10 protein-coding genes and 6 tRNA genes are annotated in these 14,346 nt (G+C 47.2%); 4 read left to right on the forward strand and 12 right to left on the reverse strand.

Annotated elements, in window-relative coordinates; all coding sequences use genetic code 11:
• Nucleotides 1-59: 59 nt before the first annotated feature.
• Nucleotides 60-1,958 (reverse strand): putative bifunctional diguanylate cyclase/phosphodiesterase, encoded by a 1,899-nt coding sequence (locus ACRRU2_RS14295; protein WP_432502578.1) that lies wholly within the window; start codon nucleotides 1,956-1,958, stop codon nucleotides 60-62.
• 165 nt (nucleotides 1,959-2,123) lie between these two features.
• Nucleotides 2,124-2,507 (reverse strand): DUF423 domain-containing protein, encoded by a 384-nt coding sequence (locus ACRRU2_RS14300; RefSeq protein WP_331701348.1) that lies wholly within the window; start codon nucleotides 2,505-2,507, stop codon nucleotides 2,124-2,126.
• A 66-nt stretch (nucleotides 2,508-2,573) separates the two neighbouring features.
• Between ACRRU2_RS14300 and ACRRU2_RS14305 the strand changes: the two genes are divergently transcribed.
• Nucleotides 2,574-3,179: a hypothetical protein gene (locus tag ACRRU2_RS14305; protein ID WP_331701347.1), complete on the forward strand. Its 606-nt coding sequence runs from the start codon at nucleotides 2,574-2,576 to the stop codon at nucleotides 3,177-3,179.
• A 253-nt stretch (nucleotides 3,180-3,432) separates the two neighbouring features.
• Nucleotides 3,433-3,879: a hypothetical protein gene (locus tag ACRRU2_RS14310; RefSeq protein ID WP_432502581.1), complete on the forward strand. Its 447-nt coding sequence runs from the start codon at nucleotides 3,433-3,435 to the stop codon at nucleotides 3,877-3,879.
• Between the two features lie 145 nt (nucleotides 3,880-4,024).
• On the opposite strand, the gene ACRRU2_RS14315 is transcribed toward ACRRU2_RS14310, so the two are convergent.
• Together ACRRU2_RS14315 and ACRRU2_RS14320 are read right to left on the reverse strand one after the other, a co-directional pair.
• Complete coding sequence (locus ACRRU2_RS14315; protein WP_432502583.1) at nucleotides 4,025-7,207, reverse strand: AAA family ATPase; 3,183 nt, start codon at nucleotides 7,205-7,207, stop codon at nucleotides 4,025-4,027.
• Nucleotides 7,204-8,376 carry an exonuclease SbcCD subunit D gene (locus ACRRU2_RS14320; RefSeq protein WP_432502586.1) on the reverse strand — a complete coding sequence of 391 codons (1,173 nt, stop codon included), beginning with the start codon at nucleotides 8,374-8,376 and terminating at the stop codon, nucleotides 7,204-7,206. The genes ACRRU2_RS14315 and ACRRU2_RS14320 overlap by 4 nt, the downstream gene beginning before the upstream one ends.
• Before the next feature lie 212 nt (nucleotides 8,377-8,588).
• Between ACRRU2_RS14320 and ACRRU2_RS14325 the strand changes: the two genes are divergently transcribed.
• Nucleotides 8,589-9,836 carry an MFS transporter gene (locus tag ACRRU2_RS14325; protein ID WP_432502588.1) on the forward strand — a complete coding sequence of 416 codons (1,248 nt, stop codon included), beginning with the start codon at nucleotides 8,589-8,591 and terminating at the stop codon, nucleotides 9,834-9,836.
• Nucleotides 9,837-9,993: 157 nt separating this feature from the next.
• A complete protein-coding gene (yhbH, locus tag ACRRU2_RS14330) occupies nucleotides 9,994-11,154 on the forward strand; it encodes a sporulation protein YhbH (protein WP_432502591.1) in 1,161 nt (386 codons plus the stop codon).
• Between the two features lie 84 nt (nucleotides 11,155-11,238).
• On the opposite strand, the gene pdaA is transcribed toward yhbH, so the two are convergent.
• From pdaA to ACRRU2_RS14370, 8 genes are all read right to left on the reverse strand, one after another.
• Nucleotides 11,239-12,051, reverse strand: coding sequence for a delta-lactam-biosynthetic de-N-acetylase (gene pdaA / locus ACRRU2_RS14335; protein ID WP_432502594.1), 813 nt, complete (start codon nucleotides 12,049-12,051; stop codon nucleotides 11,239-11,241).
• A gap of 119 nt (nucleotides 12,052-12,170) precedes the next feature.
• Complete coding sequence (locus tag ACRRU2_RS14340; protein ID WP_331701341.1) at nucleotides 12,171-13,325, reverse strand: nitric oxide synthase oxygenase; 1,155 nt, start codon at nucleotides 13,323-13,325, stop codon at nucleotides 12,171-12,173.
• Nucleotides 13,326-13,802: 477 nt separating this feature from the next.
• A tRNA-Pro gene (locus tag ACRRU2_RS14345) sits at nucleotides 13,803-13,879 on the reverse strand.
• Nucleotides 13,880-13,886: 7 nt separating this feature from the next.
• A tRNA-Gly gene (locus tag ACRRU2_RS14350) sits at nucleotides 13,887-13,961 on the reverse strand.
• Nucleotides 13,962-13,964: 3 nt separating this feature from the next.
• Nucleotides 13,965-14,040 (reverse strand) — tRNA-Thr (locus ACRRU2_RS14355).
• Nucleotides 14,041-14,053: 13 nt separating this feature from the next.
• Nucleotides 14,054-14,130: transfer RNA gene (locus ACRRU2_RS14360), tRNA-Met, on the reverse strand.
• Between the two features lie 12 nt (nucleotides 14,131-14,142).
• Nucleotides 14,143-14,217: transfer RNA gene (locus ACRRU2_RS14365), tRNA-Glu, on the reverse strand.
• Between the two features lie 34 nt (nucleotides 14,218-14,251).
• Nucleotides 14,252-14,342: transfer RNA gene (locus ACRRU2_RS14370), tRNA-Ser, on the reverse strand.
• Between the last annotated feature and the right edge of the window lie 4 nt (nucleotides 14,343-14,346).

Consider the following 14,346-nt stretch of genomic DNA (forward strand, 5'->3'; position numbering starts at 1 on the left):
AAATGGGCGCAGCTCTATAGCCTTCGCCCATTCCGTTATTTAAAAATACTGCTCAAGTATTATGCTATCAACAATTGCTCCATTCTGTCGCTATTAATTGGCGGACTCCAGAAAAAGCCTTGAATCTCATCGCAATTATGCTTCTTTAAAAATTCGATTTGCTCTTGCGTCTCTACGCCTTCAGCAATAACTTGAATATTCAAATTATGAGCCATTGCTATAATGGCGGCTACGATTTCTGCATCGCTAGGATCTTGTTTAATATCCCTTACAAAAGAACGATCAATCTTCAAACGATCAATCGGAAAGTTTTTGAGATAGTGGAATGAGCTGTAGCCTGTACCAAAGTCATCCACGCTGATGCCAACGCCAAGGCTAGTAATTGCAAGCAGGCATCGGGTAATATGACCAACATCGGTCGTCATCGACTCTGTAATTTCCAAGTTCAAGTACTTCGGTGAAAGTCCCGTTTCCTTCAACACATTAGCAATGCTATTGGCTAAATCATCTTGCGCAAACTGTCTGATAGACAAATTGACGGATATAGGCACCTTGGCCAAGCCTTGATCCTGCCAAAGCTTGTTTTGGCGGCAGGCCTCATATAACACCCAATTTCCAATTGGAATGATCATACCGCTCTCTTCTGCAAACGGAATAAATGATCCAGGGGACAGCAGACCGCGCTCTGGATGGTTCCAGCGAATAAGCGCCTCAATTCCGACAATATTGCCGCTCGTTAGATCATACTGGGGCTGATAATGAAGAACAAATTCTTCGCGCTGAATGGCATGATACAGCTCATGCTGCAGGGTCAAATGCTCTAATGAGGAATTGTTCCAGCCTTCTGAATAGAGCATACAGCCGTTCTTGCCGCTTTCCTTCACCTTGGCAAGCGCCATGTCTGCCTTTTTGAACAGCGAATATCCGTCATCCTCATTCATACTGCTTGAAACAACGCCGATGCTTGCCGTTATATGGAGCGGAAAGCCTTTGAGATCGTAGGGGCTCTCAATCACCTTAAGCAGCTCGCGCGACCTTTCCAGCAGCTGCAGCTCCGAATCTATCTGCGTAAAAATAATAGCAAACTCATCGCCTTCCATGCGCGCGACAAAATGCTGATCCTGCAAGTCGCGATGCAGTCTTTCTGCTACTTGAAGCAGCAGCATATCGCCAAATTCCCGTCCAAACGACGCGTTAACGAGCTTAAATCGATCCAAATCCAAGTAGCAGATGCCCAGCATGCTTTCTTCCTCGCGTGCTGCCGCCAGCAGCTCAGCCAGCCTGATCTGGAACAAGGTGCGATTAGGCAAGCCGGTCATATCGTCATAGTAGGCCATATACCGGATTCGCTCAACATTCCGCTTACGGTCGCTCATATCATGCATAACGATAATAACGCCTGAATGCGCTTCCTCCTTCAGCACCGGAGAGCATACGATTTGCAGCTCGAGAGGAAAGCCGGTACGATGCGTAATCGTCATATTTTGCTTGGTTGCCTCTCCGCTTTGCAGCGCTTGATCTACGAGCTGTTGAAAGGCAGCCTTGCTGCCTGCATCGACCCGATTAAAGAAATAGCTTCCAATATTTTCTTCATGCGGAAATCCTAACACATAATCTGCAGATTCGTTCGTCTCCACAATCGTAAAGCTTTGATCAAGTATAACTAGCGGAACAGCCTCGGACCGAATCATAGCGGCCACAACAGCCGCCTGATCGTTCTTATAATCGCTGTGCTTGGAGGCTTTCGTAAATACGATAGCAGCGGCAATTAATAAAATAATTGCTGTGCCTATCATTACCACTTTATACAATGTGCTTGAAACCAGCATAATCGTTATAACTGCCCAAACAACAGCCAACATGGCTACAATCAATTTGGCTAGCCAGCTTTCATTAATGGGCAGTTGCTGCAGACGTCGTAGCCTGGTAATCACATAATGCTTCCAATTGTTCGTCACACAGTAACTCCCTTCCACCATCGATTTTGATGTCCTAAAATTAAGAGCAGTCAGACTTATTATAGCCTAAATCGACATTTGGGCATAGAAAAATTTACTAGTTGAGACGGTGTTTACAGTACTTATACAGAAAATTGTTCGTATTTGTCGAAACTTTATTGCTATTTACTGCTTTTTATTTTTATTTGCTGCTGCTGCAGCAATACAAATCCAGCCTGCTATCATAGCAACCCCGCCGATTGGCGTAATCATGCCCAGCTTGGAAAATCCGGTTGTGGATAGAATATACAAGCTTCCGCTGAATATAATCATACCAATAAACACGAATCTGAAGCCGTTGACAATCGCTTTGCTTCTGCCGATCGCCTGGCTAAGCAAACCGATCAGCATAAGTCCCAGTGAGCTATACATATGGTAACGGACTCCGGTTTCAAATACAGCCAAATAATGGTCCGATAGCTTATCTTCCAGTCCATGTGCGCCAAAAGCGCCTAAAGCTATCGCAAGTGCGGCACTAATCGCGCCTATTGTTAAATATTTACTGTTCATTTGTTTTCTTTCCTTCCATTTATGTGTATAATCAACAGAGATTAATTACGAGGGAGATGTGCAAGAATGACGGATCAGCAGTCGAATGGATCAAATAACAACAATCAGCCTTCAGACGGTACAGGGTATGACAATCAGCAGCCTTCTTATGGCCAGCAAAATAATACCTACCAGCAGCAGCCTGGATACGGCGGGCACAATCCATCCTACCAGCAGCAGCCTGGCGGGTTCTCTGATTTGCCGCCTGTGGATAAAACACAATTTCCGCATTCCAAGCTAGGCATCGCTTCGTTTATTATTTCGATACTAGCAATTATTGGCATAATCATCACCATTATACTTGGAGCAGCCGTTGTCTCTGATATTGTGTCTGACGAGCAGCTTATGAACGAGCTGAAGTTCTACTCAGAGAATCCAGAAGCTTATGTGAATAACGAGTTAATGGAATCAAAACTTGGTGAAGCGATGATGTCTATTATCGGCGCATTTGTAGTAACGATTGGCTCGATTGTCCTTTCCTTTATCGGTGTCATACTAGGCATTATCGCGCTTTCTTCCAAAAACAAGAAGAAAACGTTTGGATTGCTAGGCGTTATATTCAATGGCCTTGTATTAGTTGGAACAGTAGGACTCTTTATTCTTGGCCTTGTTTTAGGCGCTGCCGGAATTTAGCTGCTTTCGCATCTCATGAAGCAAAAGGAAGCGAAAGGAAGCGAACACGATCAGCACTTGGGTCGTTTTTACGACGGGCGGACTGTAACGGTTGTAGGAAGCGTTAAATACTCAAAAACAGCCGTTTTTAAATTTTAACGGTTGTCATCAGCCTTATCTGTGGACATTTTACTCATTTCGCTTGATTTTAAGTAATTAAGCTCTCCTGGAACCGTTAGAGTTATAAATCGTTTTTTAAGGCGGATTAGCGACTTTGGCAACCGTTAGAGTTTGTAAATCAGTTTTTAAAGCGAATGAGCAACTCTGGCAACTGTTGAGCCGGGTGGATATATTCGCCACAGGCCTGAAGCGTTCATCTGGTACTGACCAGCGGAATGCTTCAGGCTTTTTTCGTTCATCTGGTACTGACCAGCGAAATGCTTCAGGCTTTTTTCGTTCATCTGGTACTGACCAGCGGAATGCTTCAGGCTTTTTTGTTCATCTGGTACTGGCCAGCGGAATGCTTCAGGCTTTTTTCGTTCATCTGGTACTGACCAGCGGAATGCTTCAGGCTTTTTTCGTTCATCTGGTACTGGCCAGCGGAATGCTTCAGGCTTTTTTCGTTCATCTGGTACTGACCAGCGGAATGCTTCAGGCTTTTTTCGTTCATCTGGTACTGACCAGCGAAATGCTTCAGGCTTTTTTGTTCATCTGGTACTGACCCAGCGGAATGCTTCAGGCTTTTTTCGTAAATTATGCTTGCTTTCACTGCATGTTCTGCATGTTCTGCATGTTCTGCATTTTCTTCCTGTTCTGCATTTTCTTCCTGTTCTGCTTAAATTCTATGAATACTGCTAAAGTTCCTCTTACATTTTTAACAATACCTTAGTTCTGCTGTATCCCTCTCTTGTTTTAAAAACCTCAATACAGGCCGGGAATGCTTCTTTAACCTCCTGCACATGAGAGATTACCCCGATCATTCTGCCTGCTTTCTGCAAATCTACCAAAGCGCCTATCGCTTTATGCAGCGCTTCTTCATCCAATGATCCGAAGCCCTCGTCAATAAGCATCATCTCAATCGTTATGCCGCCTTTATTAGCTTGGATAACATCGGCCATGCCCAATGCCAGGCATAAGGAGGCGTTAAACTTCTCACCGCCGGACATCGATTTAACGTCGCGGTTTTGACCGGTATAGGCGTCATACACATCAAGTCCAAGACCGCTTTGCTTGCCTCTTGTTTCCAGCCTGTCGCTGCGCTGCAGCTCAAATTGCCCGTTCGAGAGCTTCTTCAGCCGCTCGTTGGCGAGCATTAATATTTGCTCAAGAAACTCAATAAGAATATAGCGCTCAAATGAAATTTTCAGAGCATTATCGCCTTTAAGCATTGCATAAATATCTGCTACTTCCTCCAGCTCCTGCTCCTGCTGCTTCATTTTCTGCTGCATGTCCGCTATCGTATTTGACAGCCTTTCCGCTTCTCTCGCATACAGCGCTGCCGACTGCTCCTGTTCGATCAAAGCTTCATATTTTGCATGCAGCCCGCGTATTTGCTCATCCAGCTCAGCAAGCTCAATTCTAGGCTTGCCCTCCAGCTCAGCCTTAAGTATAGTCAGCTGTTCTTTAATGACCACTATAGAAGATTTATACTGCTCCAAATCGGCCTGTGCTGCTTGCAGCGCATCCGCAGGCATTAGCGCGGTTAAGTAATGCTCCTCGCTTTGAAAGCCTGCATGCAGCAGCTCCTGCTGCATGCGGTCCATTGCCTCCGCCGCCTGCTGCTGCGCTTCCTTGCGCTCACGCTCCGCCTGCTCTGCATATGCCGTTGCCGCAGCAAGCTTGGTAGCGGCAGCCTGCTTCGCCTCCTGCGCCTGTCTCCAGCGCTGCTGCTGAGACTCAACCAGGCGCGATTGCTCAGCCAGCCGCTGCTCAAGCTGCCCATATTCCCGCAAGTGAGCGGGTATGCGCTCCAGCTCCTTATTAAGCAGCGCTTCCTGAGCCGCCCGCTTCACCGACTTTTCCTTCAGCTGCTCCTGCTGCAGCTGCTTGCTCGCGTCCAATTGCTGCAGCTGCTGTTCAAGCTGCTCAGCTAGCCTGCGCTGCTGCTTCCATTGCTCCGCCAATGCCGCCAGGCGATCATGATCTTCCTTGCAAGCTTTCCATTGCTGCCGCAGCATTAGCTGCCGCTCGGCGAATTGCTGCTGTGTCTGTCCCAGCAGGTCCGGACTGTGCAAGAGCGCCGTATCAAGCTTTAATTCTGCTGCCGCAGCGACTCCAGCCGCTGCATCAGCCTCCAGCTCCGATTCAATAAGCTCCTGCTCATAGGCTTGGCTCGCCGCAAACGCCGCTTCTGCTTTAGCTCGAGCTGCCTCCACTTGCCGCTCCAGCGCTGACAGCTGCTCCTTGGCACTCTGCAGCTGCTCTCGCGAAGGTATATCTTGCCTGGCTTCGGTTTTGGCAGGGTGAGTGCTGCTTCCGCATACCGGGCACGGGCTTCCGTCATGCAAATGCGCGGCAAGCAGCCCCGCCTGCCCTTCGATCCAGCGCTGCTCCAGCTGAGCGCAGCTCATACGAGCCTGCTCAAGGCTGACAGCGAGCGCTTGTGCCTGGCTGCTAACAGCACTGATCTCCTGCAAATGCTCGAGCAGCTTCGAGATTTGCTTGCCCAGCCTAGTTACCTCATCAAGCCTCTGCTTAGCCGCAGGGGCTTGCTCGGCTGCGTGCTCCCCTGCTTGCAGCGCAGCACGCAGCTTCTCACGCTGCTGCAGCAGCTCCGCTTGCTCGCTTGCATGCTTTTGCAGCTGGCTGTCCAGAGCCTGCTCCTCGCGCAAGAGCTGCCTGATCGTCGCTTCCTGAACAGTCAGCGCCTTCACAGCAGGCGCCAGCTCCTCCAGCCGCTGCAGCTCACGCTCAGCTTCCTTGCGGCTGGCCTCATGCTGCAGCTCCTGCTCATAGACGCTCTCCGCGGCCGCAGCTTCCTTACCCGCAGCCGCCAGGCTTGCCTGCCGCTCTTGCAGCCGCTCATTACTTAGCGCCGCTGCCTGCTTAGCACGCAGCCTTTGCTCAGCATATGGAGCGATCGCGATTGCTTTGCGAGCCTGCTCTTGCTTCTCCTCCAGCTCCTGAAATTGCGGCTGCTTTGCCAGCAGCTGTTCCTGCAGCTCCGTTTTGGCCAAATAATCATCATGCTTTTTATTAAACTGCTCGGCCATGCTGCGCTCCCCGCGCTTCTGCTCCAGCTTGCCAGCCTGCTCTTGCTTTTGCTGTGCTGCTATCGTCGCAGAGCTGTAATAATGTGCCGCCTCTTGCTGCAGTGCACCCGCAAATTGTGCAGCCGAGATTTGCTCCTGCTGCGCAAGCTTGGCAAACTCGCTTTCCTCTCTGCACGGCATCGCTTCCTGCGCCTGCTTCATTAGTGCATTCATGCTGGCGCGATATTCACGCAGCTCCTCCAGCAGCTGCCGATGCTGCTGCTGGAATTTGCCCTCCAAGCGCTCGTACAGCTCCGTTTGAAAAATTTTACGCAAAATTTCTTCCTTATTATCTGTATCCGAGGTCAGCAGCTTGCGAAATTCCCCCTGAGGCAGCATAACAATCTGAATAAATTGCTCTCTTGTTAATCCGATTATTTGCTGCAGCTTTGCATTAACCTCGGTTGCCATAAACCGGTCAACAGCCGGCACGGCATCGCCATCCTGCAGCTCATACAGCTCATTCTTATCGCCTGTCTCGCTCTTGTTTGCCCCCTTGCGGTGCTTCATCTGGCGGAGCACACGGTAGCTTTTTGCCCCAATCGCAAAATCCAGCTCTATAGCCGTATGCGTATCTTCGTCTGCGAATTGGCTGCGCAGCATGCGAAAATCCGCACGGTCTTCTCCGCTGGCCGCACCATAGAGCGCAAAGCAAATCGCATCAAATATCGTCGTTTTGCCAGCCCCTGTATTACCTGATATAACAAACAAGCGGTGCTCTTTCATCAGCTCGAAATCAATCGTCTCGGATGCGCGGTAAGGGCCAAATGCGGTCATCGTTAAACGAAGCGGTCTCATCGCTCACTCTCCTCTCTTAAAAGCGATTGAAAGGCAGCGGCGAATCTTTGCAGTTTGCTCTCCGACAGCGGCATTCCTTTTACCTCATTATAAAAAGCAGAAAAAAGCTGAACAGGGTCGGCTGCTCTCCTCATAGAAGGGTGCCTGTCCAATCCGATTGCTCCATCCGCTCCTTTAACAGCTTCGGTCGCATTTCTGCGCTCCACATGCATCGCATTGGGGAAAATTGCCCGCACCTTTTCCATTGGGAACAAAATAGGATTATCACTTAGCAGCGTTGCAAAAACATAGTCGTCACTGCGCTCCAACTGCTCAAGCTCTTCAATAGGAACTACGACACTGCGCATATCCCGCAAAGGGCGCAGCTCACGCTTTTCTGCCTTGCAGCTGCCGTCGGCATCCATTTCCACGATATAATAGCCTTTGTTATGCCGCTCCTCCGAAATCGAATATTTTAAGGGAGATCCCGCATAACGAATATTTTCTGATCGGACAAAATGTGCTTTATGCAAATGCCCAAGCGCTGTATAGTCAAAAATATCAAAATAAGAAGCGTTCACATACTCTGCTCCGCCAATCGCCAGCGGACGCTCGGAATCGCTTGTATTGCTTTCTTTATCTCCTGCCGGAGTAACAAAGGCATGGGCGACAGCGATATGCCTTGCCCCTTTATCCATTGTCCTGCCAATCCGCTCTGTAATAGCGCGCATAGCATCATCGTAGCTTCTAATAGAATCATCTTCATATTGAAGTCTAACCTGCGCCGGATCAGCAAACGGTATAAGATGGACGTGCACCTCGCCGAATTCATCCTTCAGTTTAACAGGCTCCCGATCTGCTCTTAATTGGCCCGCAAGATACATTCCCTGCTGCTCCATCAGCCGCGTTCCAAAGTTCAGCCGGTCCGGGCTGTCATGATTGCCGCTAATTGCAAGCAGCGGTGTTTGAAGGCGTATGACAACATGCTCGATCCATTCATCCAGCAGCTCTACCGCTTCTGTAGGCGGCACGGCCCGATCGTACAAGTCGCCAGCAATAATGACTGCATCAGGACGCTCCTCTTCAATGGCCTGCAAAAGTTGGCTCAGCACATACCGCTGGTCCTCTGTCATATACACGCCCTGCACAAGCTTACCCAGATGCCAGTCCGCTGTATGAAAAAACTTCATGGCTTCACATCCTACTATGTATTTGCATACTGTCTACTATTTTACCACTCGATCCTACCATTCGACCATAAGCTCATAGAATCGACAACTACCTATTGCACAATATAACAATAGAATATATTGTAAAAGCTATCAAATAAAAAGCATCAGGTAAATTATTGAAAGTAAAATGATTTTCAATCAAATCAGAGGACGTAAGGAGGTTCGGCAGCTTGTCTAATTTAACAAAAACGAAATGGACAAAAAATTATATATTACTGCTTGCAGCAGTATTTGGCGGTTTCTTAATATTTGGTTTTTCCGAAAATATTAAAGGGCCTGCCTTGCCGCGCATGCAGGCAGATTTACACCTGGATGAAATGCAGATTGGACTGCTGCTCGCCTTTAATTCGCTCGGCTATTTGCTTGCCTGCAGCTTTGCCGGCTGGCTGGATCGCCGGATTGGAATAAAGCCGACACTAATGCTCTCATTTGGTTCAATGGCATTGTCCGGAATATTTATATATTTGGCAGCTAACTATACTTCGTTGTCTGCCGCTTATTTTTTATTATATGTTGGCAATGGACTGTTGGAAATTGCGCTGGCTTTGCTGGCTGCCCGCATTTTTGTGAAAAATACCGGCATGATGATGAATCTCGCTCATTTCTTTTATGGCTTTAGCTCGCTGTTCGCTCCTCTTATTGCTGCCTCCTTGATGGGAGTCACAATGTTTGATCATATTCTAGGCTGGAGAGGCATGTATGCTATTATGCTGGCTATATCCGTACTGCCGATGCTGCCTGCCCTATTGGCAAATATGCCGGCTGACAGCCATGACGAGGAAAGCCGTATTCCTCTTTCTGCTTATATTAAAGATCCGATCGCCTGGCTTATAGTCATGCTGTTATCCTTCGGCGTCATCAGCGAATTAGCCGTATGCGGCTGGCTGGTCAACTATTTGGAAAAGGTTTATAGCTGGAGCACGGAAGCCGCTTCAAGCATGCTGTCCGCCTTTTTCTTCTGCTTTATGCTTGCGCGTCTGCTGCTGGGTGCTGTAACTGATAAAATCGGCTATACTTTATCCCTTATTTTATTTGCTGTCAGCTCAGGCATTTGTACAATTGCCGCAATTGTCATTGGCGAGTCTGGAGCTTTTCTTTTCGCTTTGGCAGGAATCGGCATAGCTCCTATCTATCCTACTGTCATGGCGTTGCTGGCGAAGCGCTATGCAGCAAGCAGCGCAACTGCCATTACCTTTACCGTTACGATGATGGGGATTTGGAGCGTCATAGGCAATTTGTTAATCGGCTTTATTACAAACTTGGCCAAGCAATTGGCTGGAAGCAATGACGATGCTCATGCAGGACTTGTTCTCGGTTTGCAAGCCGGTTATTTATTTATCGGCCTTTGCGCTATTTTATGCTCGGTGACCGCATTTCTGTTGTTCATTAAGTTAAAGCGGCGCAATGAGTTAATATAAACGACTGCCCGTACAAATACCGCTCTCCTATATTTCTTTCACATAAGCTTAATTAAGCTGAATATATTGAATAATAGCAGTCAAATACTATTCGCTTTGCTATGTTCTAATGCGTAGACCGCCAGGCAATGCTGAAGGAAATGGAGGGACTTACGATATGACAGCTAATAACAATGGGACATTCATTGTTTCCCAGGAAGATTGGTCGTTGCACCGCAAAGGATATCAGGATCAGGCACGTCACCAGCAAAAAGTCAGAGAAGCCATCAAGCAAAACTTGCCGGATCTTGTATCAGAAGAAAACATCGTGATGTCCGATGGCAAGCAAATCATTAAAGTGCCGATTCGCAGTTTGGATGAATACCGTTTTATATATAACTTCAATAAAAACAAGCATGTAGGGCAAGGCGACGGAGAGTCCCAGGTTGGCGACGTTCTTGGCGTAGATCCGCAAGCGAGCAAAAAGGGCGGTAAAGGAGAAGGGGCGGGCGATCAGCCGGGCGAGGATGTTTTAGAAGCCGAAATATCACTGGCTGAGCTGGAAAACATGCTCTTCGAAGAGCTCGAACTGCCGTTTTTGAAGCAAAAGGACAAAGAAGAAATTGAAACGACAGATATAAGGTTTAACGATATTCGTAAAAAAGGGATTATGTCCAATATTGATAAAAAAAGAACGATTATCGAAAATATGCGGCGCAATGCCAGAGCAGGACAGCCAGGCATCCATCGTATTTCACCTGATGATTTACGTTATAAAACGTGGGAGGAAATCGTCAAGCCTCATTCCAACGCTGTCATTATCGCTATGATGGATACTTCAGGATCCATGGGCTCATTTGAAAAGTATGTTGCGCGCAGCTTCTTTTTTTGGATGACCCGATTTTTGCGCAAGCAGTACGAGAAAGTTGAAATTGTATTTATCGCGCATCATACTGAGGCAAAAGAGGTTACAGAAGATGAGTTTTTCAACCGCGGAGAAAGCGGCGGAACGATATGCTCCTCAGCCTATATTAGAGCGCTCGACATCATTGACAAACGCTATCCGCCTTCCTCCTATAACATTTATCCGTTTCACTTCTCTGATGGAGACAATTTAACGAGCGACAATGAGCGCTGCGTTAAGCTGATCGGCGAGCTGCTGACACGATCGAATATGTTCGGCTACGGTGAAGTGAACCAATACAACCGCTCAAGCACCCTTATGTCCGCCTACAAGCATATTCAGCATGACCGCTTTCTTTATCATATTATTAAAGAAAAAAATGAGGTTTATCAGGCGCTCAAGTCATTTTTTAAAAAAAGAGAACCTGTTACATGAGCAAAAAACCATTAGTCTCCTAAAGTGTGCCCTTCCGTCATTCAACGGCCTGCGGCACTATAGGAAAACTAATGGTTTTACTTATTATTCAGTCGGCTCCACTTTGTCGCGCGACATTAAATCGTCCAAGCTTTTAAACTCATAGCCTTGCTTGCGAGCCTCATCGATAATTCCGCCGAGTGCTGCGGCATTGTCAGAAGACACTGCATGCAGCAGCATAATTGCGCCCGGATGAAGCTGCTTAATGACTTGATCATGTGCATATTGAGCCCCTCTTTGCGCATTCACATCCCAATCCTTATACGCAATTGACCAGAATACATTCGTATATCCAAGCTGCTTGGACGTTGCCAGTACATGATCATTAAATATGCCGCGCGGAGGCCGTAAATATTTCATTTGCTGATTGCCGATCAGCGGCTGCGACTGTTCCTGAACCTTTTGCAGCTCGGTATTAATTTGTCCTGCAGAAAGCTGCGTCATATCGGGATGCGTCCAAGAATGATTGCCTACAATATGACCCTCATCAGCCATTCTTTTTACCAAATCAGCATGCTGCTTCACATAGTGCCCTGTTATAAAAAAGGCTGCCGGAACTCTTTTCTCCTTAAGCACATCTAGGATTTTACTCGTATAACCATTTTCATACCCATTATCAAAGGTTAAAAATAGCTCCTTTTTGTTCGTATCTCCGACAAATAAAGCACCGTGCTTGTTAATAATCGGCTCAAAGCCTTCTTCCCTGATGGATGGTATACTGCCGTTCACGCTTTTCTTAAAGCCAAAATGAAAGACGTTGGGCGCTGCTCCTGCCCCGTCGGTGAGCTGTATTCCACCGCTCCATAAGCTTGCGATTGCAATCGTTATCGCAATGGCAATTAAAAAATTGCGCTTCATTATGCATGTGCTCCTTCCTTAAGCAAACCAAATTGCAAGATCTAGTTTACTATTTCCTAAAGGGAGCTTTTACATGCTATTTTTTAAAATTTTGTATGAAGCTTTATTTTTATGCAAACCTACTGATCGTAGGGCGCATCCTGATAATAATAGTTGGGGCTCATTTCATTATCGTTGTAGGAAGAATGAAAAATATGCGTAGTAGCCGGCGATAATGGCGGAATCAGCCATGACCAGCGCCCTGTTACATCTCTGCCTTTGCTGGCTTCCTTTTTTTCAAATTGCATAAACTGCGCCGCTGCAGTATGATGGTCGACAATCGTGACGCCTGCCAGCTTAAACGAATCCAGTACCGCTGCATTCAGCTCCACCAAAGCCCGATCCTTCCACAAGGAGGAGGCATGCTTGCAATCGAGTCCCATAGCATCTGCAACTTGGCCAAGCATATTATAGCGTGATGTATCAGCCAAATTTCTAGAGCCTATTTCTGTCCCCATATACCAGCCGTTAAAAGGAGCTGCCGTGTAATCAATGCCTCCTATAGTAAGACGCATATCAGACACGATCGGAACGGCATACCACTTCATATTCAGCTCATTTATCTCAGGAAAATCTGCATGCTCAATATATACCTCTTTTACTGCTTGCTTAGGGATATTAAACCATTTCGGCTTTTCATTATTTATTTGAATGACAAGCGGCAGCAAATCATAGGCTGTGCCTTCGCCTTTCCAGCCAAGCTCCAAGCAAGCGTTTGTGAAAGCTGCAGATGCCGGATCGCCCACTACGCCTTCCTCTGTTTCGTAGCCAGCGTAACGAAGCAGCTGATGATTCCATATTCTAATTTCATTCCTATGCTCTTCGTTTATAGAGCTTGTTGCAGCTGAAGCTCCTTCTGCGTGACTTTGATAATCAAAATACTTATTGCTCGCTGCTGCAAAAATCGAAATAGCCGGTCTTATCCTGCCTTCATTTGTAGCATACTCAATATGTGCAATAAGCGCTGCTGCAATTTCCTCTTCCGTATTAAGCTCGCGTTGATCAAAGATATGCAGAGTTTCCCAAAACAACCTGCCGATACAGCGATTACTGTTGCGCCATGCAGCTTTTGCGCCATACTCCAGCTCTTCCTTCGTGTGTCTATAGCTGCCTGTTGCATGAATTTCCGCTGTTACAGCTTGAATACGCTGCTCTATTTCCTGTTCACACTTCTCAAGCTCACTATAGCAAGCTTTAATAAACAAGGCGGCTTCTCTAATCAACTCTTGCCTCATAAGGATATACTCCTTCATTTTTAGCAACCATCCATTCATCGTAATGATTAAATTATAGCCCACACCAATTTACAAATATCATTACCGTTATGAACGATCATTGAACAAATTGAAACATCTTTGAGGCGGCTGACAACTATGCCTTCACAATTTCTTCAAATTAGCAGCAGCCGTTCATCTATCGCCGACCTAACTTTGCCCTCATCATGTGTAAAGAGCAAACGAGGCGTCGCTATTTGCAATGCGGTCATCCATGACCGTTAGAACTAAAAAATCTGTCTTTGTTGCATAGGCGGACACTTATGACCATTAGAAGAAAATTCCGTCGGATTTCTAGCCTTTTTTCCCGCTAACGGACATTTCTGTCCGCTAGAAAGTGAAAGTTGGCAAAAATGAGCGCTAACGGTCATCATTGTCCGCAAAAACAAAAAAACCGTTACATTGACTTGTGTCAATATAACAGTTGAATCGTTGTACTGGTCGGGATGACACGATTTGAACATGCGACCCCCTGGTCCCAAACCAGGTGCTCTACCAAGCTGAGCTACATCCCGAAACATATGGAGCGGAAGACGGGAATCGAACCCGCGACCCTCGCCTTGGCAAGGCGATGCTCTACCGCTGAGCCACTTCCGCAAATGGTGCCGTCGAGAGGACTTGAACCCCCAACCTACTGATTACAAGTCAGTTGCTCTACCAGTTGAGCTACAACGGCGTATAAAATAATTTGGTTGCGGGAACAGGATTTGAACCTGTGACCTTCGGGTTATGAGCCCGACGAGCTACCGTGCTGCTCCATCCCGCGTTAATAAAAGAATGGTGACCCGTAGGGGATTCGAACCCCTGTTACCTCCGTGAAAGGGAGGTGTCTTAACCCCTTGACCAACGGGCCGTTACGAACGATCTTACTTGCCATATGTATATAATGGCGGAGAGAGAGGGATTCGAACCCTCGCACCACTTACGCAGTCTAACCCCTTAGCAGAGGGTCCCCTTGAGCCACTTGGGTATCTCTCCATGG

The sequence above is a fragment of the Paenibacillus sp. GXUN7292 genome, assembly GCF_050864975.1.
In the GTDB taxonomy this organism is placed as follows: Bacteria; Bacillota; Bacilli; order Paenibacillales; family Paenibacillaceae; genus Pristimantibacillus.